The sequence below is a fragment of the Phenylobacterium soli genome, assembly GCF_003254475.1.
GTDB lineage: Bacteria > Pseudomonadota > Alphaproteobacteria > Caulobacterales > Caulobacteraceae > Phenylobacterium > Phenylobacterium soli.
Map to the genome: position 1 here is coordinate 902,399 of NZ_QFYQ01000001.1, position 20,214 is coordinate 922,612.

17 protein-coding genes are annotated in these 20,214 nt (G+C 69.2%); 9 read left to right on the forward strand and 8 right to left on the reverse strand.

The genetic code is table 11. The features are described from left to right. Position 1: 1 nt before the first annotated feature. Complete coding sequence (locus DJ017_RS04570) at positions 2–259, reverse strand: hypothetical protein (RefSeq protein ID WP_227000021.1); 258 nt, start codon at positions 257–259, stop codon at positions 2–4. Between the two features lie 205 nt (positions 260–464). On the opposite strand from DJ017_RS04570, the gene DJ017_RS04575 reads away from it, so the two are divergent. From DJ017_RS04575 to DJ017_RS04585, 3 genes are all read left to right on the forward strand, one after another. After that, a complete protein-coding gene (locus tag DJ017_RS04575) occupies positions 465–881 on the forward strand; it encodes a rubrerythrin family protein (RefSeq protein WP_111529967.1) in 417 nt (138 codons plus the stop codon). Between the two features lie 84 nt (positions 882–965). After that, positions 966–2,333, forward strand: coding sequence for a heterodisulfide reductase-related iron-sulfur binding cluster (locus tag DJ017_RS04580; protein ID WP_111527601.1), 1,368 nt, complete (start codon positions 966–968; stop codon positions 2,331–2,333). Beyond that, positions 2,333–2,926, forward strand: coding sequence for a DUF3501 family protein (locus DJ017_RS04585; RefSeq protein WP_111527602.1), 594 nt, complete (start codon positions 2,333–2,335; stop codon positions 2,924–2,926). The genes DJ017_RS04580 and DJ017_RS04585 overlap by 1 nt, the downstream gene beginning before the upstream one ends. A 9-nt stretch (positions 2,927–2,935) precedes the next feature. Here the strand turns inward: DJ017_RS04585 and DJ017_RS04590 are convergent, their stop codons facing one another. The 4 genes from DJ017_RS04590 to DJ017_RS04605 all read right to left on the reverse strand — a co-directional run bounded on the left by DJ017_RS04590 (position 2,936) and on the right by DJ017_RS04605 (position 9,002). Next, positions 2,936–4,423: a serine hydrolase domain-containing protein gene (locus DJ017_RS04590; RefSeq protein ID WP_111527603.1), complete on the reverse strand. Its 1,488-nt coding sequence runs from the start codon at positions 4,421–4,423 to the stop codon at positions 2,936–2,938. Positions 4,424–4,497: 74 nt separating this feature from the next. Continuing rightward, the gene (locus tag DJ017_RS04595) at positions 4,498–5,190 is read right to left on the reverse strand and encodes a sensor histidine kinase (protein WP_111527604.1); all 693 of its coding nucleotides are present in this window, start codon (positions 5,188–5,190) and stop codon (positions 4,498–4,500) included. 446 nt (positions 5,191–5,636) lie between these two features. Beyond that, the gene (locus DJ017_RS04600; RefSeq protein ID WP_111527605.1) at positions 5,637–6,842 is read right to left on the reverse strand and encodes an acetyl-CoA C-acyltransferase; all 1,206 of its coding nucleotides are present in this window, start codon (positions 6,840–6,842) and stop codon (positions 5,637–5,639) included. A gap of 81 nt (positions 6,843–6,923) precedes the next feature. After that, positions 6,924–9,002, reverse strand: coding sequence for a 3-hydroxyacyl-CoA dehydrogenase NAD-binding domain-containing protein (locus tag DJ017_RS04605; RefSeq protein ID WP_111527606.1), 2,079 nt, complete (start codon positions 9,000–9,002; stop codon positions 6,924–6,926). Between the two features lie 212 nt (positions 9,003–9,214). On the opposite strand from DJ017_RS04605, the gene DJ017_RS04610 reads away from it, so the two are divergent. The 4 genes from DJ017_RS04610 to DJ017_RS04625 all read left to right on the forward strand — a co-directional run bounded on the left by DJ017_RS04610 (position 9,215) and on the right by DJ017_RS04625 (position 13,561). Next, the gene (locus tag DJ017_RS04610) at positions 9,215–10,003 is read left to right on the forward strand and encodes an SDR family oxidoreductase (protein WP_111527607.1); all 789 of its coding nucleotides are present in this window, start codon (positions 9,215–9,217) and stop codon (positions 10,001–10,003) included. Positions 10,004–10,077: 74 nt separating this feature from the next. Next, positions 10,078–12,960 (forward strand): intermembrane phospholipid transport protein YdbH family protein, encoded by a 2,883-nt coding sequence (locus DJ017_RS04615; protein WP_133255384.1) that lies wholly within the window; start codon positions 10,078–10,080, stop codon positions 12,958–12,960. A 40-nt stretch (positions 12,961–13,000) separates the two neighbouring features. After that, the gene (locus DJ017_RS04620; protein ID WP_111529968.1) at positions 13,001–13,195 is read left to right on the forward strand and encodes a YnbE family lipoprotein; all 195 of its coding nucleotides are present in this window, start codon (positions 13,001–13,003) and stop codon (positions 13,193–13,195) included. 9 nt (positions 13,196–13,204) lie between these two features. Then, positions 13,205–13,561: a YdbL family protein gene (locus DJ017_RS04625; RefSeq protein ID WP_111527609.1), complete on the forward strand. Its 357-nt coding sequence runs from the start codon at positions 13,205–13,207 to the stop codon at positions 13,559–13,561. A gap of 144 nt (positions 13,562–13,705) precedes the next feature. Here DJ017_RS04625 and aceB read toward each other — a convergent pair whose 3' ends face one another. From aceB to DJ017_RS04640, 3 genes are all read right to left on the reverse strand, one after another. Next, positions 13,706–15,304 carry a malate synthase A gene (aceB, locus tag DJ017_RS04630; RefSeq protein WP_111527610.1) on the reverse strand — a complete coding sequence of 533 codons (1,599 nt, stop codon included), beginning with the start codon at positions 15,302–15,304 and terminating at the stop codon, positions 13,706–13,708. Positions 15,305–15,406: 102 nt separating this feature from the next. Beyond that, positions 15,407–15,613, reverse strand: a complete 207-nt coding sequence (locus DJ017_RS04635) for a DUF4170 domain-containing protein (protein WP_165830524.1) — start codon at positions 15,611–15,613, stop codon at positions 15,407–15,409. A 91-nt stretch (positions 15,614–15,704) separates the two neighbouring features. Further along, positions 15,705–17,297 carry an isocitrate lyase gene (locus DJ017_RS04640; protein WP_111527612.1) on the reverse strand — a complete coding sequence of 531 codons (1,593 nt, stop codon included), beginning with the start codon at positions 17,295–17,297 and terminating at the stop codon, positions 15,705–15,707. 167 nt (positions 17,298–17,464) lie between these two features. On the opposite strand from DJ017_RS04640, the gene DJ017_RS04645 reads away from it, so the two are divergent. Both DJ017_RS04645 and DJ017_RS04650 read left to right on the forward strand, forming a co-directional pair. After that, positions 17,465–18,901, forward strand: coding sequence for a helix-turn-helix domain-containing protein (locus DJ017_RS04645; RefSeq protein ID WP_111527613.1), 1,437 nt, complete (start codon positions 17,465–17,467; stop codon positions 18,899–18,901). Between the two features lie 85 nt (positions 18,902–18,986). Continuing rightward, complete coding sequence (locus DJ017_RS04650; protein ID WP_111527614.1) at positions 18,987–20,213, forward strand: TetR/AcrR family transcriptional regulator; 1,227 nt, start codon at positions 18,987–18,989, stop codon at positions 20,211–20,213. Position 20,214 lies beyond the last annotated feature (1 nt).

Genomic DNA, 20,214 nt, shown 5'->3' on the forward strand with positions numbered 1-20,214 from the left:
CTCAGCCGTCGGCCTCGCCGCCGCGGGCGCCGCTCTCGCGACGGGCGCGCTCGAGCTCCTCGCCCTCGGGCCCGTCGAGCGCCTGCTCGGCCTCGCGCGCCTTCTTCTCCACGGGCCCCTTCTCGACGAAGGACCGCTCCTCGGCGTCGAAGCGGCGGGCCGCGTCGTAGTTGCCCTCGCCCTGGATGTCGCTTCCCTGGCCCTGCTGGCGGCCCGGATCGCGCCCCTGGTCACCTTGCATCTGGTTCTTGTCGCCCATCGTCAGGCTCCTCTCGCTGTCGCCCAACAAGCGCAGGGCCGGCCACGCGGTTCCCGAGGCCATATATAGATGAAATCTATGCGAGATATCGAGAGAAGCGATTTTGCTCTATCGGCCGCGCTCGTCATACTGCGGCCGGGCCCCGGCCCACCGAATTCCAGGGACGCCCTTCGGCGTCCGGGCGAGACATAAGGGAGTGATCACCATGAGCCTCGCGAGCAGCAAGACCCTCGAGAACCTGAAGGCCGCCTTCGCCGGCGAGAGCCAGGCGAACCGCCGCTACCTCTACTTCGCCCAGAAGGCCGACGTGGAAGGCTACAACGACGTCGCCGCCGTGTTCCGCTCCACGGCGGAAGGCGAGACCGGCCACGCCCACGGCCACCTGGAGTTCATGGAAGCTGTCGGCGACCCCGCCACCGGCCTGCCGATCGGCGGCACCTCGGACAACCTCAAGGCCGCCATCGCCGGGGAGACCCACGAGTACACCGACATGTACCCGGGCATGGCCAAGACGGCCCGCGACGAAGGCTTCGACGAGATCGCCGACTGGTTCGAGACCCTGGCCAAGGCCGAGAAGTCGCACGCCGGCCGCTTCCAGCGCGCCCTCGACGGCCTGGACTGACCGCTCTCTCCTTCAATGTCGTCCCGGAAGCCGCCGCGGCTTCCGGGATGACAGTCGTATCCTGGCCGACCGCAAGGTGATCCCGTGAGCGAAGACGTCAAAGACCCTCGCCGAGAGGGCAGCCTCGATGCGCCCTTCCGCCGGCCGATCGCCTGGCAGGACGACGACTACTACGACCTCGAGAAGGTCTACGCCGAGCTGCAACGCCAGTTCGACGTCTGTCACACGTGCCGGCGTTGCTTCAACCTGTGCGACAGCTTCCCGAGGCTGTTCGACGCCATTGACGAGAGCCCGACGGGCGAAATCGACGGCATCGGCCGCAAGGAGCACGACCACGTCGACGAGGCCTGCACCCTCTGCGACATGTGCTTCCTGACGAAGTGCCCCTATGTCCCGCCGCACCCGTTCGACATCGACATCCCGCACCTGATCCTGCGCTACCGCGCCGCCAAGCGGCGGGCCGGCGAGCGCGAGTTCGTGCGCGAGCAGCTGGGCAAGACCGACCGCAACGGCAAGCTCGCCAAGCCGGTCGCCCCGATCGCCAACTGGGCCACGGCGCGCAAGAACACCCCGCTGCGCAAGCTCATGGAGTCGATCGCCAAGATCGACGCCGAGGCCGAGCTGCCGACCTATCACTCCAGGACGGCCACCGACCGGGTGAAGCGCGGGACCTTCCCGCCCAATCCGCAAGGCCCGGCCTTCGGCAAGAAGAAGGTCGCCCTCTATGCGACCTGCTTCGTCGACTACAACGAGCCCGACACCGCCGTGGCCGCCGCCAAGGTGCTGGCCCACCAGGGCTGCGAGGTGGAGCTGGTCTATCCGGAATGCTGCGGCATGCCCCAGCTCGAGGCCGGAAACATCTCCGACGTGGCGGGCCGCGCCCGCCGGGTCGCCGCCGCCTTCGGGCCGTGGATCGACAAGGGCTACGACGTGGTGGCCCTCACCGCCTCCTGCGGTTTGATGATGAAGTTCGAGTGGCCGCTGATGCTGCCCGAGGACGCCTCGGTGAAGGCGCTCTCCGGCGCCACCCGCGACGTCTGCGAATATGTCGTCGAGCTGAACCGAACGCTCGGCGTCGCGCCCGGCCTGACCGCCGTGGCCGGCGGCGTCACCGTCCATCACGCCTGCCACGCCCGGGCCCAGAACATGGGCGCCAAGTCGCTCGAGATGCTGAAGCTGATCCCCGATACCCAGGTGGAGCTGGTCGAGCGCTGCTCCGGCCACGGGGGCACCTTCGGGGTGATGAAGGCGACCCACGCCGTGGCCAACAAGGTCGGGCGCGCCGCCGCCCGCCAGATGGCCGGCAAGAACGCCGAGACGATCTGCTCGGACTGCCCGCTCGCCTGCAAGCACCTGGGCCAGCTCCTCGAGACCGAGGTCAAGGACGGCAAGAACCCGCCGCGCCAGGCCCATCCGATCGAAGTCTTCGCCCAAGCCTATGGATTGATGTGATGCCTTCAGCCCAACGCGAAGTGACGCCCGCCGACCTGTTGTCCGACGCGGAGTTCGCCAAGGTGCGCAAGGAGCGCCGCGCCGCCCTGCTGCCGATCAAGCGCCTGCGCCGCGTCGAGCTGGGGCCGGCCTGCACGGTGCACTTCGAGTGCTACGAGACCATGCTCTTCCAGATCCAGGAGATGCTGCTCATCGAGAAGGGCGGCGCGGCCCAGGTGCCCGATGAGCTGGCGGCCTACAATCCGCTGATCCCCAAGGGCTCCGAGCTCGTCGCCACGGTGCTGTTCGAGATCGAGGATCCGGTGCGCCGCGCCGCGATGCTGGCCAGGCTCGGCGGGGTGGAGGATCGCTTCTTCCTGCAGATCGGCGAGGAGAAGGTGTCCGGCGTGCCCGAAGGCGACGTGGAACGCACCCGCGAGGACGGCAAGACCTCCTCGGTGCACTTCCTGCGCTTCCCGCTTAAGCCCGATCACATCGCCCGCTTCCGCGATCCGGCGACCCAGATCCTGGTCGGCTGCGACCACGAGCACTACAGCCACCTCGCCGGCGTCTCCCCGGCCTCGCGGGCCGAGCTGGCGAAGGACTTCGCCTAGGCCATCCGCTCAGTCCTGGAGCGCCAGCATCTCGGCGATATCGCCACCGAGGGCCTGGGCGAAGGGCGCGTCGTAGTTGCCGAGCACGGCATAGGCGTAGCCCGTCTCCCAGACGATCTTGGCTTCGGAATTGATGCCCGACTGCGGGCCGCCGCCGTTGTGGCCGCGGATCGTCCGGCCGTTGGCCGCGCGGGCGTTCTCGAAGCCCATGCCGTAGTCGGCCAGGCCATGCGGCGCGGCGGTGGTGAAGAGGGCCGCCGTCTCGGGCTTAATCAGCCGGCCATCCCGCAGCGCCTGCAGGAATCGGATCATGTCGCCGACCGTGGAATAGCCGCCGCCGCAGGCGTTGCCGCGCCAGACGGCGATCGTCCAGTTCGGCCGCCGCGCGCCGAAGCCGAGGGGGTCGTCGTCGCCGAAGCGGTAACCCACGGCCCGGCCGGGCGCGATCTCGTCGAGCGCCGGATAGCCGGTGTGACTCATGCCCGCGCGGTCGAAGACGTTCTTCTGGACATAGTCGTACCAGCTCTGGCCCGAGACCTTCTCGACCACGGCCCCCAGCACGAGGAAGCCTTCGTTGGCGTAGTCCGACTGCGTCCCCGGCTCGAACGCGAGGGGCTCGGCGGCGAACACCGGCAGCAGGTCGGACATGCGGCGGAAGGTCGTCAGCCGCTCCCACTTCGGCCGCTCCCACAGCATGCCGAGACCGGCCGAGTGGGTGAGCAGATGGCGGATGGTGATTTTCTGCGCGGCGTCGCGGTTGGGATAGTCCGGCAGGACGTCGATCAGGCGGCTGTCGAGGCTGAGCCTTCCCTGCTCGACCAGCTGGGCGATGGCGACCGCCGTGAACTGCTTGTCCATGGAACCGAGGTTGAACCGGCTGTCCAGGGTGACCGGCGCGCCGAGGTCCTTGTCGGCCTGGCCGAAGGCGCCCTGGTAGATCACCTCGGCGCCCTTCATCACCAACACCGCGCCGGAGAAATCGTCGCGCTCGGCGGAGAAGCGCACCCGCCGGTCGATGGCCTCGGCCAGTTCGCGCCGGCTCGCCGGCGCCGTCAGCCTGGGCCCCTCGTAGGGCGTCGGCGTCGCCACCGGCAGCACGCCCAGCAGGCTGTCGGGCGCGGCAGGGTCGACGTCGAGGTCGATCCGCGCCGTACGGCCGTTGGCGGCCTGGACGATCAGCCGGATGAACCGGCCGCGCCGGCTCGCTGAGGTCAGGCGCACGCCGCCGCTCGTCGCCCCGATCCGTTGCAGGATCAGCGGGAATTCCGCCGGCGGCAGCATCGGCTTGGCGGCCATGTGGCGCGCCAGGAAGGCGTCGCGGACGCGGGGGTCGGCGCTGTTGGCGGTGGCGATGAACGCCTCGGCGAGGGCTAGGTCAGCGGCGCTCAGCGCCGGGGCGGCGCTCTGCGCCGCGGCGCTTCCCGCCAGCGCGACGCACCCCAGCGCGACGAACGCCAGGGCGGCCAGGCCCAGAGTGCGGAAACGAACCATCGACATACGCTGTTCTCCCCCCGGAAGGAGGGCGCGATAGCTTCAGGTCCGTCGCCTGACACGTGAATTCGCGGAAAGGATCAGACCTCGTTCCAGCCGGCGAAGGAGCGGCCGCCGAACGGGACGGCGCTGGCCAGCGGAATGGTGAAGGTGAACTGCGCTCCGCCGCGGGTCTCGGCGGTGAACGCCCCGTGCAGCTGGCGCACGATCGCCCCGATCAGGTCCATGCCGAGCCCCTGGCGGCCCGGGCCCTGTGCGCTCCGCAGGCCCGGCCCCTCGTCGGCGACGGTCAGAGTGAGCCGGCCGGGGCTGATCGCGCAGGCGATCCGCAGCACTCCGCCGTCGTGGCCGTAGGCGTGCTTGCGGGCATTGATGGCGCACTCGTTGATGAGGAGGCCGACGTGCTGGGCCATGTGCGCCGGCACGCTGATCGGCTGGGCGGAGAGTTCGCAAGCCAGGCCGGTGGAGAGGCCGACCACCCCGCAAAGGCCGCGCAGGAAGGCCGAGAGCTCCACCAGGGCGTGGGGGTCCTGGACGCTCAGGTAGCGGTGAAGCTGCCCGACGGCGGCGAGCCGGGCCATGGCATCCTCCAGCGCCTGGCGCGCGCCCGGGTCGGCGGCGCGCTGCTGCTGCAGGCCGAGGAAGTCGACGGCGAGCTGCAGGCTGTTGACCAGGCGGTGGTTCAGCTCGCGCGTGGCCCAGTCATCCGGGCGCGCCTCAGCCTCGCGGCGAGGGGCCGGGCTGCGGCTGAAGAGGGGCTCGAGCTCTTCCATGGTCACAACGCTTCCAGCGCCGGCGCAGCGGCCGGTCGCTCCGATAAGTTGTGTCCCTCGAGGCTCATGACGCCGTATAAATCCGGCGAAAACTGGGCGGTTCCCTGGGCGGCGATAGAAAAAGCAGTATTAGGATATTATTTACCTTAATTAACGCCCTCACATCTTGAAGTAGATCGGGCGAGATCTGCACCACGAAAAAGGGCCGCCCTCGCGGGCGGCCCTCTCGATCGTGGCTGTGTCTCAGACCTTAGAAGATCTCAAACAGTCCTGCGGCGCCCCGCTGAAATCGCCGGAGCGATTTCAGCCACTCTTGATGATGGGCGCCGCGGCCGGACCTGGTTGAAATCAGAAGATTTCAAACAGTCCTGCGGCGCCCCGCTGAAATCGCTGGAGCGATTTCAGCCACTCTTGATGATGGGCGCCGCGGCCGGACCTGTTTGAAATCAGAAGATTTCAAACAGTCCTGCGGCGCCCATGCCGCCGCCGACGCACATGGTGACGACGCCGTACTTGGCCTTGCGGCGCTTGCCCTCGTACATCAGGTGGGCGGTGCAGCGGGCGCCGGTCATGCCGTAGGGGTGGCCGATGGAGATCGAGCCGCCCGACACGTTGTACTTGGCCGGGTCGATGCCGAGCTTGTCGCGGCAGTAGAGCACCTGGCTGGCGAAAGCCTCGTTCAGCTCCCACAGGTCGATGTCATCGATCTTCAGGCCGTTGCGCTCGAGCAGCTTCGGGATCGCGAACACCGGGCCGATGCCCATTTCCTCGGGGCCGCAGCCGGCCACGGCCATGCCGCGGTAGGCGCCCAGCACCTCGAGGCCGCGGCGCTCGGCTTCCTTGCGCTCCATCATCAGCACGGCGGCCGAGCCGTCCGACAGCTGCGAGGCGTTGCCCGCGGTGACGAACTTGCCCTGCGGCACATAGCGGCCGCCCTTGAACACCGGCTGCAGCTTCTGCAGGTCCTCCAGCGTGGTCTGCGGGCGGTTGCCCTCGTCCATGCCGATGGTGATCTCCTTGTCGGCGGTCTCGCCGGTCTCCTTGTTGACCAGCACCTTCATGACCGTGGTCACCGGCACGATCTCGGACGTGAAGCGGCCTTCCGATTGCGCCTGGGCGGTGCGCTGCTGGGATTGCAGGGCGTACTCGTCCTGGGCCTCGCGCGAGACGCCGTAGCGCTCGGCGACGATCTCGGCCGTCTCGATCATCGAGGTGGCCAGCTCCGGCGCGTGGTCGCGCAGCCACGGGTCGGTGGCCATGTAGCGGTTCACCTTGTCGTTCTGGACGAGCGAGATGGACTCCACGCCGCCGCCGATGGCGATCGGGGCGCCGTCGTTGATGATGTACTTGGCGGCCGTGGCGATCGCCATCAGGCCCGACGAGCACTGGCGGTCCATGGTCATGCCGGAGACGGTGTTCGGCAGGCCGGCGCGCAGCGCCGCCTGGCGCGCGATGTTGTTGCCGGTCGTGCCCTGCTCCAGGGCGCAGCCGAACGCCACGTCGTCGATCTCGCCGGGGTCGACGCCGGCCTGGTCGACCACCGCGCGGATCGATTCCGCGGCGAGGGTCGCGCCGTAGGTGTTGTTGAAGGCGCCGCGATAGGCCTTGCCGATGGGCGTCCGCTTGGCGGCGACGATGACTGCTTCACGCATGGGGAGGGGTGTCCTAACGTTAGGTGGCAGGTAAAAAAGTAGGGCGAGCGGCCCGTGGGAGCCGCCCGCCCGGTGGTCGTATCAGCGCTTGAAGTCGGCGAACTTCTTGCCCTCGGCGGCCAGCTGCTCGAGCAGGGCCGCGGGCTTGAAGTCGTCGCCCATCGTGGCCTGGAACGCCTTCATCTTCTCAAGAACCTTGGCCGGACCGCCGACCAGGTCGCCGTAGAACATCGGGCCGCCGCGATAGACCGGCCAGCCGTAGCCGTTGACCCAGACCACGTCGATGTCCGACGGGCGGATGGCCTTGCCCTCTTCGAGGATCTTCACGCCCTCGTTGATCATCGGATAGATGCAGCGCTCGAGGATTTCCTCGTCGCTCACCTTCCGCGGGTTGCGGCCCGACTTCACGATGAAGTCGTTGATGATCTTCTCGGTCACCGGGCTCGGCTTGGCGTTGCGGTTCTCGTCGTAGTCATAGTAGCCGGCGCCGGTCTTCTGGCCGCGGCGGTCCATCTCGCAGAGCACGTCGCGGATGGTCTCGCCCTTGGACTTCTCCTTCACCCAGCCGATGTCGAGGCCGGCGAGGTCGCTCATGGCGAACGGACCCATCGGGAAGCCGAAGTCGTAGAGCACGCGGTCCACGTCCCACGGCATGGCGCCTTCGAACACCAGCTTCTGGGCCTCGCGCTGACGCTGGGCCAGGATGCGATTGCCGATGAAGCCGGGGCAGACGCCGGCCAGGACGGCGATCTTGCCGATCTTCTTCGCCAGCTTCATCGAGGTGGCGATGACGTCCTTGGCCGTGTGGTCGGCGCGGATCACCTCGAGGAGCTTCATGACGTTGGCCGGCGAGAAGAAGTGCAGGCCGATGACGTCCTCGGGGCGCTTGGTCACCGAGGCGATCTCGTCGATGTTCAGGGCCGAGGTGTTGGTCGCCAGGATTGCTCCCGGCTTGCAGATCGCGTCGAGCTTGGTGAAGACGTCCTTCTTGATGTCCATCCGCTCGAACACGGCCTCGATCACGAGGTCGCAGTCCTTGAAGTCGTCCATGTCGAGCGAGCCGGTCAACAGGCTCATGCGCTTCTCGGTCTCTTCCGGCTTGGCCCCGCGCGAGCGCTCGTAGTTCTTGCGGATCGTCGCCAGGCCGCGGTCGAGGGCGTCCTGCTTCAGCTCGACGATGGTCACCGGGATGCCGGCGTTGGCGAAGTTCATGGCGATGCCGCCGCCCATGGTGCCGGCGCCCAGGATACCGACCTTGTTGATCGCCCGGGTGGGGGTGTCGTCCGGCACGTCCGGGATCTTCTGCGCCTGGCGCTCGGCGAAGAAGTAGTAGCGTTGGGCGGCCGACTGCGAGCCGGTCATCAGCTCCATGAACAGCTTGCGCTCGACGTTCAGGCCTTCGTCGAAGGACGGGCTGTTCACCGCCGCCTCGATGCAGCGGATGTTGTACTCGGGCGCCAGGAAGCCGCGGAACTTGCGGGCGTTGGCCTTGCGGAAGTTCTCGAAGATCTCCGGATGGCCCTTGGCGGCTTCCAGCTTGCTGTTGTTGTCGCGGACCTTCACCAGCGGCTTGTTCTCGGCGACCACCTTGCGGGCGAAGGCGACGGCGGCCTCCTTCAGCTGGCCCTCGGGGGCGAGCTCGTCGACGAGGCCCATCTCCAGGGCTTCCTTGGCCGGGGCGTGACGGCCCGAGGTCATCATCTCCAGGGCCTTCTCGACGCCGGCGATGCGCGGCAGGCGCTGGGTGCCGCCGGCGCCTGGCAGCAGGCCGAGGTTCACCTCCGGCAGGCCCAGGCGCGCCGAGGGCACGGCCACGCGGTAGTGGGCGCACAGCGCCACTTCCAGGCCGCCGCCGAGGGCGGTGCCGTGGATCGCGGCGATCACCGGCTTGGGCGAGCCCTCCATCATGTTCTGCACATCGAACAGGCTGGCGCCCTTCGAGGCGCCGCCGAATTCGGTGATGTCGGCGCCGGCGATGAAGGTGCGGCCGTCGCAGATCAGGACCACCGCCTTGGCGTCCGAGGCGATCGCCTGCTTGAAGCCCTCGAAGAGGCCGTCACGGACGTTGGCCGAGAGCGCGTTCACCGGCGGCGAGTTGAGGGTGACGATGGCGACGTCGCCATCCTGCGTCAGCGTGGTCACCGAGTTGATTTCGGTCATGCGGGCGTCCTCGAAAACGACATGTGGAAAACGACTAGGAATGAGGCCGCTCGTCGACTGGCGGCCGCGAAATTCAAACGGTTGTTATAGGCCCCGGCGCAGGGGTGCGAGTCAATTGTTCAGCCGTTGCCGTACAAGGCTTTGCGGCTTCCCCAACGGCGCCGATCGGCTAAACAGGTCGCCACCGAATAACGAGGGGAGGCCAGAGGCCCATGTCGATCAATCTGTTCTCGCTGGAGGGCCGCGTGGCCCTTGTCACCGGCGGCTCGCGGGGCATCGGCAGGATGATCGCCAAGGGCTTCATCGACGCCGGCGCGAAGGTCTACATCTCCTCGCGCAAGGGCGCCGACTGCGACGCCACCGCCGCCGAGCTCGGGCCGAACTGCATCTCCCTGCCGCAGGACGTCTCGACGGTGGAGGGCGCCAAGGCGCTGGCCGCGCGGTTGACCGCGGTCGAGCCCAAGCTGGACATCCTGGTCAACAACGCCGGCGCCGCCTGGGGCGCGCCCTTCGACGAGTTCCCGGAGAGCGGCTGGGACAAGGTCATGGACCTCAACGTCAAGTCGCCGTTCTTCCTGACCCAGGCCCTGCACGGGGCGCTGAAGGCGGCGGCGACGCCGGACAAGCCGGCCAAGGTGATCAACGTCGCCTCGATCGACGGCATCGCCCTCAACCCGCTCGAGACCTATTCCTACCACGCCTCCAAGTCGGCGCTGATCTACCTGACCCGCCGCATGGCCGCGACGCTGGTGAAGGATCAGATCCTGGTCACCGCCATCGCCCCGGGCGCCTTCGCCTCGCAGATGAACCGCGCGGCCCGCGACCACGGCGACGAGGTCGCCCAGGCGATCCCGCAGGGCCGTATCGGCCGTGACGACGACATGGCGGCCGTCGCCATCTACCTGGCCAGCCGCGCGGGGGACTATGTGGTCGGCGCGACCATCCCGGTCGACGGCGGCGTGGCCCTGGCCAGCCTGCCGATGCGCGGGGCCGCCGGCTAAAGGGATTTGGAACGGTCACGGTTTAGGCGACATTCCCGCATCCAATGGGGGATGCCGTCAGCTATCGGAGCGCCGTGACCGACCAGGCCGCACAGACCCGCCAAGGCGTTCGGGGCGTTTCCCGCGTCCTCGCCGCCGCCGTGCTGGCGGTCGTGCTTGGGCTCGTCATCCTCGTCCTGGCCCTCTACCTGGCGCGGCGCCAGCTCGCCCGCGAGGCGGTCACCGACTGGCTGCGCGCCCGCGGCATCGCCTCGGAGACGAGCTTCGAGGAGATCGGGCCGGGCCGTCTCGTCGGCCGCGTCCGCATCGGCCCCGCCGTCGCCCCGGACCTGGTGGTCGAGCGCGCGGAGGTGACCTATTCGCTCTCCGGCCTGATCGCCGGCAAGGGCGTGCAGGTGACGTCGGTGCGCCTGACCCGGCCGGTGCTGAGGGCGAGCTGGCGCGCCGGGCGCTTCTCCCTGGGCGCCCTCGATCCCCTGATCGCCGAAATGCGCAAGCGTCCGCCGACCCCGGGCGCCCCTTCGCCCGCCGTCGCTCTGGAGCAGGGCCGGCTGCTCCTCGCCACCGACTACGGCCCGCTGCAGGCCAGCCTCGACGCCGCCATTCGGGACGGCCGCCTCGTCAGCCTCGACGCGACCACCGCGCCCGCACGTCTCACCCGCGGCCATAACCTCGCCGATCTGGGAGCGGCGCGGCTGAAGGCCCGCGTCGAGGGCGGTCGGCTCGAGGCCCAGCTCAACCTGCCGTTCCACGCCCTCGACGCCGACGGGGCGACGGCGCGCGACGGCCTGCTGACCGCCGGCTTCCAGGGTGTCTACCCGGATCTCGCCAGGCCGCTGGCCGCCCAGGGCGCGCTGCGCGCCGCGCTGAGCGCCAGGGCGGTGCTGGCCGGCGGCACGCGGACCGAGGCGGTCCAGCTCACGGCGCTCGCGCCGGACCTCGCCTGGCGGCGCGACGGCGGCGATCGGGTGGCCGGCGGGCTCAAGCTGGCCGCAGACCTCCACGGCCTGGCGGTCTCAGACCTCCACCTCGCCTCGGCGGCGGGCGACCTCGCCGGATCCTTCAGCCTGGGCCGCGAGACCAGGCTCGATCTCGTCGGCGCCGCCGAAGGCCGCGGCGCCTGGACCGGGCTCGGCCTGTCCACCAAGGAGGATTCCGCCGAGATCGCCGCGGTGAAGCGGGGCGTGCGCGCCTTCCGCGTCTCCCTGCAGGGCCTCGCCCTCGGCGCCGGTCCGCAGGGGCTCGCCGTGCGGCTGACCGCGCCGGCCCGCCTTCTGCCCGACGGCGGCGGCGAGGTGCGCCTGACGCCCGCAGGCGCCGGCTGGCGGCTGACCTCGTCCGGCGGCGGCCTGCCGGTGGTGACGGCGGACGTCCGCCGGGCCAGCTTCATCCACTCGGGCCTGGTGGCCGAGGGCTCGGCCAAGGCGGTGCTCTCGATCGGGCCGCTGGAGAAGGCGAACTTCGACGCCGCCGGGACCCTGCGGATCGCCAACGGCGTCACCAGCCTGACCGCCAGCCGCTGCGCCGACGTCTCGGCCGCCAAGGTCGAGCTCGGCCAGAACGACGTGGAGGCGCTCCAGACCCGCGTCTGCCCGGCCGGCGGCGCCCTGCTCACCCTCGGGGCCGGCGGCTGGGCGTTCCATGGTCGGGCGGAGGGCGCCAGGGCCGCGGTCCCCTTCCTCCAGGCGCGGCTCGCCCAGGGCGCCGGCCGGGTGAGCCTGGCCGACCGCGGCGGAGCGCTGGGGGCGGACCTCCAGATCGCCTCGGCGGAGGTCCACGACACCGCCGACAAGCCGCGCTTCCATCCGGTGCTGATCGCCGGCCGCGTCGGCCTCGCCCACGACCTCTGGAGCGGCGGCCTCGACGTGAAGCGGCCGAGCAAGTCCGGCCCCGTCCTCGCCCACGCTGTGCTGCGCCACGAGGGCCGCTCCGGCGCCGGCGGCGTCGAGATCACCACCCCGCGCCTCGCCTTCGCGCCGGGCGGGCTGCAGCCGGCCGAGCTCTCGCCGCTGGCCGAGCCTCTGGGGACCGCCGTGCAGGGCGAGGCGGCCTTCACCGGCGGCTTCCGCTGGACCAAGGACGGCGCGACGAGCAGCGGCGAGCTCGACGTGCCCGGGCTCGATTTCAAGAGCCCGGCCGGCCAGGTCACCGGGCTTTCGGGCCACGTGCGGTTCACCAGCCTCGCCCCGCTCATCGCCCCGCCCGGCCAGGTGCTGAAGGCGCGCCGGATCGACGCCGTTCTGCCGCTCACGGACCTGTCCACCACCTTCGCCCTCGAGGAGAAGGCCCTGGTGGTCACCGGCGGCCAGGCCGCGACGGGCGGCGGCCTCGTCAAGGTCGAGCGGCTGGCCATCCCGCTGGTCGCCGACCAGCCGATCCAGGGCGTGCTCGACCTGCAGGGGGTCCAGCTTCACGACCTCGTCGAGGCCTCGCCCTTCGGCGACCGCGTCGACCTCGACGCCCGCGTCTCCGGCCATGTGCCGTTCGAGGTGCAGGGCGACAAGGTCCGCGTCTCCGGCGGCGACCTTCACGCCATCGCGCCCGGACGCCTGTCGATCAGCCGGACGGCCCTGGCCTCGGTTTCCGCCCAGGGCTCGGTGCAGGCGCCGGCCGCGGCGGCGCAGGCGGTCGAGTTCACCGACACCTTCACCGACTTCGCCTACCAGGCGCTGGAGAACCTCGCCTTCGACAAGCTGGACGCCGGCCTCAACACCCGCGCCAACGGCCGGTTGGGGGTGCTCTTCCACATCGTCGGCTACCACGATCCGCCCAAGCCGCAGGAGATCCGCATCTCCCTGTGGGACCTCGTCCGCAAGAAGTTCATGGGCAGGAAGCTGCCGCTGCCCTCCGGCACGGGCGTCGATCTTACCCTCGACACCACGCTCAATCTGGACGACCTCTTGAAGGACTACGCCGACTTCGAACGGCTGCGCAGTTCACCGCCGGTTCAGCGTTGAGGCGGCAAACACGAGGATAGGAATGGCCAAGGACCCGACCATGATCCGACGCTTCAGATCGCTCGCCATGCTGGCGGCCTACGCCGCGGTGACGGCCGGCGCTGCCGCCTGCGCCCCGACCGTGCATGTGAAGGTCGATCCGATCACCATCTACGCCAAGCTGGACGCCGACGTCCGCCTGCGCCTGGACGAGGACGTGAAGGCCTTGATCCAGAAGAACCCGGACCTGTTCTGAGGTAGCCCCATGAACGCCAGAAACATCTTCGGCCTCGCCCTCGCCGGCGCGGTCTTCGCCACCGGCGCCGTCGCCATCGCCCAGTCGGACGCCAAGGCCCGCGTCGATTCCGCCAAGGCCGCCGGCATCGTCGGCGAGCAGGGCGACGGCTTCCTGGGCTTCGTCAGCGGCGCCGCCGACCCGGCCCTGAAGGCCGCGGTGGACGAGATCAACGCCGGCCGCGCCCAGCTCTACCGCGAGGCCGCCGCCAAGAACGGCGTCAGCCCCGAAGCCGCCGGCGCCTCGGCCTTCAACACCGTCGTGAAGGCCAAGCTGAAGCCGGGCGAGTACTACAAGCCCAACGGCGGCGCCTGGACGCGCAAGTAGGCCGCAAACGAAAATCGCCCGGCCGGCGAGGGGCCGGACCGGGCGACCGAAGGGGCGCAGACTGGGGGAACGCCCGTTCGAGATCCCAAGGGCGCGTGGTTGGCTGGCGCGCCCGAAGGATGAGGTGAGAGGTCAGTCCTGTGGCTAGTCCAGGGCGCGGTAGGCCGGCAGCGTCAGGAACTCCTCGAACGTGTCCGAGAGGCTCATCTCGGTGAAGATCTTCTGGGCCTCGGCGAAGCGGCCGCCGTCGAAGGCGCCGGCCGCCAGGGTCTGGCGAAGCGCCGCCATCTCCTCGTCCAGCAGCGCGCGGAACAGCTCCGGCGTCACCTCGCGGCCGTCGTTCAGCTTCGCCTTCTGGCGGATCCACTGCCAGATCTGGGCGCGGCTGATCTCGGCCGTCGCGGCGTCTTCCATCAGGTTGTAGAGCGGCACCGCCCCGCGGCCGCGCAGCCAGGCCTCGATGTACTGGACGCCGACGCGGATGTTCTCGCGCAGGCCGTGCTCGGTGCGCTCGCCCTCGTGGACGCGCAGCAGGTCCTCGCGGGTGACGTTCACGTCCTCGCGCAGCTTGGTGAGCTGGTTCGGGCCGGGCATCAGCCGGTCGAAGACCTCCATGGCGACGGGGACGAGGTCGGGGTGCGCCACCCAGGTGCCGTCATGGCCGTTGCCGGCCTCGCGCTCCTTGTCGGCGCGGACCTTGGCGAAGGCCGCCTCGTTGGCCGCCTGGTCCCCCTTTACCGGGATCTGGGCCGCCATGCCGCCCATGGCGAAGGCGCCGCGGCGGTGGCAGGTCTGGATCAGCTTCAGCGAGTAGGCGGACAGGAACGCCGAGCCCATGCCCATGACCGCGCGGTCGGGCGTCAGGGCCTCGGGGTGGGTCTTCAGGCGCTTGATGAACGAGAAGATGTAGTCCCAGCGGCCGCAGTTCAGACCCGCCATGTGGTCGCGCAGCTCGTAGAGGATCTCGTCCATCTCGAAGGCCGCCGGCAGGGTCTCGATGAGCACCGTGACCTTGATCGTGCCGTTCGGCACGCCAAGCGCCTCCTGGGCGTAGACGAAGACGTCGTTCCACAGGCGCGCCTCGAGATGGCTCTCCATCTTCGGCAGGTAGAAGTAGGGGCCCGTTCCGGCGGCGAGCGTCGCCTTGGCGTTGTGGAAGAAGTAGAGGCCGAAGTCGAACAGCGACCCGCTCATCTCCTCGCCGTCGACCAGGGCGTGGGCTTCCGGCAGGTGCCAGCCGCGCGGACGGACGATCAGGGTCGCGACCTTGTCCTTCAGGGCATAGCTCTTGCCGGTGGCGGCGTCGGTGAAGCCGAGCTTGCCGGCCCAGCGGTCCTTCAGGTTCACCTGCCCCTCGACCATGTTGGCCCAGGTCGGCGAGGAGGCGTCCTCGAAGTCGGCCATGAACACCTTCGCGCCGGAGTTCAGGGCGTTGATGATCATCTTGCGGTCGACCGGGCCGGTGATCTCCACGCGGCGGTCCTGCAGGTCGGCCGGGATCGGGGCGACCTTCCAGTCGCCGTCGCGGACGGCCTTGGTCTCGGCCAGGAAGTCGGGCGAGGCGCCGGCGTCGAAGCGGGTCTGGCGCTCGTCGCGCAGGGCCAGGAGCTCCAGGCGGCGGTCGTTGAACCGGCGGTGCAGCTCGGCCAGGAAGGCCAGGGCCTCGGGCGTCAGCACCTCGGCGGCGCGGCCCTCGACGGGGTTCTTCAGCTGGACGGGCCGGGCGGCGAGGTCGACGGACATGGCGGTCTCCGAGCTCTCAGAAGCTCTGAAAGTGTAATCGAGAAGAGGGCTCCCCGCCGCCGAGGCCGCAGGGAGCCAGTCACTGGAAGTGGGGTCGGACGGCTAGTGAGGCAGGGTCAGCTGCTCGGTGGCGATCGCGTACCGGGCGGTGGCGCAGCTGCGGGTCTCGTCGGAGATCCGCTTCCACGCCGCGCGGGCCTCATCGCGCGTCTCGTAGGGGCCCATCACCTGAGGGGCGCCGTTCTTCAGCGTCTTGAAGGCCAGGCAGCTGTACTCGCCGCCGACGACCCAGAAGCGTTCCTTGGTCATCATCTGCACTCTGAAGCCGGGGTTGCCGGCCTCCCTTGAACTGGTCCGGAAAGCCCAGGGCGCGAGCCCTGGGCCGCCGGTCGCCCTTGGATCAGGCGAACTGGTTCATGGTGTTGTGGACGCCGCCGGCCTTCAGGGCCGCTTCGCCCGCGAAGTATTCCTTGTGGTCGTCGCCGATGTCCGAGCCCGACATGTTCTGGTGCTTCACGCAGGGGAGACCGTTGCGGATCTCCTGGCGCTGGACGCCCAGGACGTAGCCGAGCATGCCCTGCTCGCCGAAGTACTCCTTGGCGAGGTTGTCGGTGCTGAGCGCGGCCGTGTGGTAGGTCGGCAGGGTGATCAGGTGGTGGAAGATGCCGGCCCGCTTGGCGCCGTCGGCCTGGAAGCTGCGGATCTTCTGATCGGCCTCGATGCCCAGCGGCGTGGCGTCGTATTCGGCGCTCATCAGCTTGGCCTTGTCGTAGGCCGAGACGTCCTTGCCTTCCTTCGCCCACTCCTCGAACACCTGCTCGCGGAACTTCAGCGTCCAGTTGAAGGACGGGCTGTTGTTGTAGGCGAGCTTGGCGTTCGGCACGACTTCACGGATGCGGTCGACCATGCCGGCGATCTGCTCGACGTGGGGCTTCTCGGTCTCGATCCACAGCAGGTCGGCGCCGTTCTGCAGCGAGGTGATGCAGTCGAGGACACAGCGATCCTCGCCGGTGCCGGCGCGGAACTGGAAGAGGTTCGAGGGCAGGCGCTTCGGACGCAGCAGCTTGCCGTTGCGCGTGATGACCACGTCGCCGTTGGTGACGTCGGCCGGGGTGATCTCGTCGCAGTCGAGGAAGGCGTTGTACTGGTCGCCCAGGTCGCCCGGGGTCTTCGAGTAGGCGATCTGCTTGGTCAGGCCGGCGCCGAGGCTGTCGGTGCGCGCGACGATGACGCCGTTGTCGACGCCCAGCTCGAGGAAGGCGTAACGGACCGCGCGGAGCTTCTGGATGAAGTCCTCATGCGGAACGGTGACCTTGCCGTCCTGGTGGCCGCACTGCTTCTCGTCCGAGACCTGGTTTTCGATCTGGATGGCGCAGGCGCCGGCCTCGATCATCTTCTTGGCCAGCAGGTAGGTCGCCTCGGCGTTGCCGAAGCCGGCGTCGATGTCGGCGATGATCGGAACGACGTGGGTCTCGAAGTTGTCGATCTTGTCCTGGATCTGCTGCTCCTTGGCCTGGTCGCCGGCCTTGCGGGCGGCGTCGAGATCGCGGAACAGGCCGCCGAGCTCACGGGCGTCGGCCTGCTTCAGGAAGGTGTAGATCTCTTCGATCAGCGCCGGCACCGAGGTCTTCTCGTGCATCGACTGGTCCGGCAGCGGGCCGAACTCGGAGCGCAGGGCGGCGATCATCCAGCCCGACAGGTAGATGTAGCGGCGCTTGGTGGTGCCGAAGTGGCGCTTGACCGCGATCATCTTCTGCTGGGCGACGAAGCCGTGCCAGCAGCCCAGCGACTGGGTGTAGTTGGACGGGTCGGCGTCGTAGGCCGCCATGTCCTTGCGCATGATGTCGGCGGTGTACTTGGCGATCTCCAGGCCGGTCTTGAACCGGTTCTGCAGGCGCATGCGGGCCACGGCCTCCGGGTCGATGCCGTCCCAAGCGCCGTTCTTGTTTTTGACGAGCTGGCTCATCTCGATGATGTGGTCTTGGTAGGACATCTGCCTCTTCCGCGTTTTACCGGGTAATCTGGGGTGGCTTTGACAAGCCGCGCGGGCCTTTAACGCTTGAATTCCCTCTATGTGAACCCGCTTCACTCAGCGAAAAAGCCACGCTGTCACAGGCAGACATTGTAAAAATTGTAAATCTGTGACAATTTCACAGAGCCATGGCCAACCCGCCGACCGTCGACCGCAAACTGTTTCTCGGCGCCCGCCTCAAGCGCCTGCGGCGCGAGCTCGGCCTGACCCAGACTCGCATGGCCGAGGACCTCGGCGTCTCGCCGAGCTACCTCAACCTGCTGGAGCGCAACCAGCGGCCGGTCACCGCCCAGGTGCTGCTGCGCCTGGCCGAGGCCTATGACCTCGACCTCAAGACCCTGTCGCACGACCAGGAGAGCGGCAGCGCCGGCGACCTCGCCGAGGTGCTCTCCGACCAGCTGTTCCGCGACCTCGGCGTGCCCCGCCACGAGATCGCCGAGGTGGCCGAGACTGCGCCGGGCGTCGCCGAGGCGATGGTGCGCCTCTATCGCACCTACCTGGAGAAGCGCCGGCTCTCCGAGCTGGGCGCCGTCGGCCGGCCGGAGGAGGGCACCTTCGACCAGCCCTCGCCGTCGGACTGGGTGCGCGACTTCATCCAGGCGCAGAAGAACTACTTCGCCGACCTCGAGGAGGCGGCCGACCTGCTCTCCGCCGAGCTCAAGGCCGAACCGCAGGAGTTCCACACGGCCGCCCGCGATCGGCTGGCGCGCCGCCACGGCATCCAGGTGCGCGTCGTGCCCGTCGACGTCCTGCCCGAGAGCGTGCGCCGCTTCGACTATCACCGCCGGCGGCTGTTTCTCTCCGAGGTGCTGACCGGCGCCGGCCGCTCCTTCTCGCTCGCCTACCAGCTGGCGCTGCTGGAGAACGGACCGCTGCTCGACGGCCTCGCCGACCGCGCCGCGCCCCCGGACCGGCCGACCCGCAACCTTCTGAAGGTGAGCCTCGCCAACTACCTGGCCGCCGCGGTCCTGATGCCCTACGGCGCCTTCCACGATGCGGCCGAGCGCACCGGCTACGACATCGAGCTGATCCGCGCCCGCTTCGGCGTCTCCTTCGAGCAGGCCTGCCACCGGCTCACAACCCTGGCGCGGCCGGGCCAGCGTGGCGTGCCCTTCTTCATGGTGCGCACGGACTCGGCGGGGAACATCTCAAAGCGCTTCGCCGGCGCGGCCTTTCCCTTCTCGCGGTTCGGCGGCGCCTGCCCGCGCTGGAACATCCATTCGAGCTTCCGCACGCCCGGCCGGATCGTCACCCAGATCATCGAGACGCCCGACGGCGAGCGTTACTTCACCATCGCGCGCACGGTGTCGCGCGTCTCCACGCCCTACGCTGGCGAGGACGCAGAGCTGGCCATCGGCATGGGCTGCGAGCTCAAGTACGCCGAACGGCTGGTCTATTCGAAGGGCCTGGACCTCGCCGAGCCCGTGGCCACCCCCATCGGCCCGGCCTGCCGGATCTGCGAGCGCCCCGCCTGCCCGCAGCGCGCGGCCGAGCCGATCAGCCGAACCTTGACCGTGGACGACTTTACAAAGTCGATCTCGCCCTATCCCTTCGCGTCGAGTTGACGCTGCTCGGGAATTAAAGAAGCGCTGGCGTTCCACCAAACCGCATGCACAAATGCTTGAAAAGTTGCGGGGTTGAAACGTCAAGATGCAGCGTAACGTCGCTCGGTCTACCGACAGGTTTGAGCGCAAGCGGGAAGCGATCCTCGACGCGGCCACGGTGCTTCTCAACGCGCACGGCGCGCGCGGCCTGACGCTCGGCGCCGCCGCCGCCGCGGTCGGGCTCTCCACCACCAGCGTGACCTACTACTTCCGGCGCAAGGACGAGCTGGCCGGCGCCTGCATGATGCGCGGCATGGCGCAGATGGAGGAGATCGTCGCCGCCGCCCTCGTCGAGGCGACGCCCCAGGACCGTCTTCGCCGCCTGCTCGATCTCTATCTCGAACGCGTGCGCCAGACCGTGGTCGGCGAGGCGCCGCCCCTGCCGATCCTGGCGGATCTGGGGGCGCTCAACTCGCCGGTGCTGGAGCGGGCCTTCGAGGCCTACGCCCGGCTGTTCCGACATCTGCGCCAGATCTTCGACAGCCCTGAGCTCGAATGGCTCAGCCGGGGACGGCGCGCGGCCCGTACCCATCTTTTGATGGAGCAGCTGTTCTGGGCCGCGGCGTGGCTGTCGAAATACGACGCGGAGGACTATCCGCGGGTCCGCGACAAGATGTTCGACATCCTCGTGAACGGGTTCGCCGCCCCGGGCCGGGCGTGGGAGCCGAGCGCCATGCAGCTCGATGAGCTGCTGTCGCGGGATCGACAGACCAACGGCCGCGAGACCTTCCTGCTCGCGGCCACCCGACTGATCAACAAGCGCGGCTACCGCGGCGCGTCGGTCGACAAGATCTCGGCCGAGCTCAACGTCACCAAGGGCAGTTTCTACCACCACAACGACGCCAAGGATGACCTCGTCGTCGCCTGCTTCGAACGCACCTTCGACGTGCTGCGCCGGGCGCAGCGCATGGCCATGGAGCTTCCCGGCGACCAGTGGCTCCGCCTCTCGAGCGTGACGGCCGCCCTCACGGAATTCCAGCTCTCCGACTCCGGGCCCATGCTGCGACCCTCCGGGGTCTCGGCCGTCCCCGAGCCCTACCACGGCCCGCTGATGGACCAGGTGACCCGCATCTCGGACCGCTTCGCCTCGATGATCTCCGACGGCATCGCCGAGGGCTCCATCCGGCCGGTCGATCCCTTCATCGCCGCCCAGATGCTCGGCGCCGGCATCAACGCCGCCTCGGAGCTCCGCTTCTGGGTTCCGGGCCTGAAGCAGAAGGCCGGACCGGCGGTGTTCGCGCGGCCGCTGCTGATGGGGATCTTCGGTCCCTGAG

Coding starts and splice junctions, on each gene's coding strand:
- DJ017_RS04570 (WP_227000021.1), bottom strand. CDS start 259: ATGGGCGACAAGAACCAGATGCAAGGTGACCAGGGGCGCGATCCGGGC.
- DJ017_RS04575 (WP_111529967.1), top strand. CDS start 465: ATGAGCCTCGCGAGCAGCAAGACCCTCGAGAACCTGAAGGCCGCCTTC.
- DJ017_RS04585 (WP_111527602.1), top strand. CDS start 2,333: ATGCCTTCAGCCCAACGCGAAGTGACGCCCGCCGACCTGTTGTCCGAC.
- DJ017_RS04590 (WP_111527603.1), bottom strand. CDS start 4,423: ATGTCGATGGTTCGTTTCCGCACTCTGGGCCTGGCCGCCCTGGCGTTC.
- DJ017_RS04595 (WP_111527604.1), bottom strand. CDS start 5,190: ATGGAAGAGCTCGAGCCCCTCTTCAGCCGCAGCCCGGCCCCTCGCCGC.
- DJ017_RS04600 (WP_111527605.1), bottom strand. CDS start 6,842: ATGCGTGAAGCAGTCATCGTCGCCGCCAAGCGGACGCCCATCGGCAAG.
- DJ017_RS04605 (WP_111527606.1), bottom strand. CDS start 9,002: ATGACCGAAATCAACTCGGTGACCACGCTGACGCAGGATGGCGACGTC.
- DJ017_RS04610 (WP_111527607.1), top strand. CDS start 9,215: ATGTCGATCAATCTGTTCTCGCTGGAGGGCCGCGTGGCCCTTGTCACC.
- DJ017_RS04620 (WP_111529968.1), top strand. CDS start 13,001: ATGATCCGACGCTTCAGATCGCTCGCCATGCTGGCGGCCTACGCCGCG.
- DJ017_RS04625 (WP_111527609.1), top strand. CDS start 13,205: ATGAACGCCAGAAACATCTTCGGCCTCGCCCTCGCCGGCGCGGTCTTC.
- aceB (WP_111527610.1), bottom strand. CDS start 15,304: ATGTCCGTCGACCTCGCCGCCCGGCCCGTCCAGCTGAAGAACCCCGTC.
- DJ017_RS04635 (WP_165830524.1), bottom strand. CDS start 15,613: ATGACCAAGGAACGCTTCTGGGTCGTCGGCGGCGAGTACAGCTGCCTG.
- DJ017_RS04640 (WP_111527612.1), bottom strand. CDS start 17,297: ATGTCCTACCAAGACCACATCATCGAGATGAGCCAGCTCGTCAAAAAC.
- DJ017_RS04645 (WP_111527613.1), top strand. CDS start 17,465: ATGGCCAACCCGCCGACCGTCGACCGCAAACTGTTTCTCGGCGCCCGC.
- DJ017_RS04650 (WP_111527614.1), top strand. CDS start 18,987: ATGCAGCGTAACGTCGCTCGGTCTACCGACAGGTTTGAGCGCAAGCGG.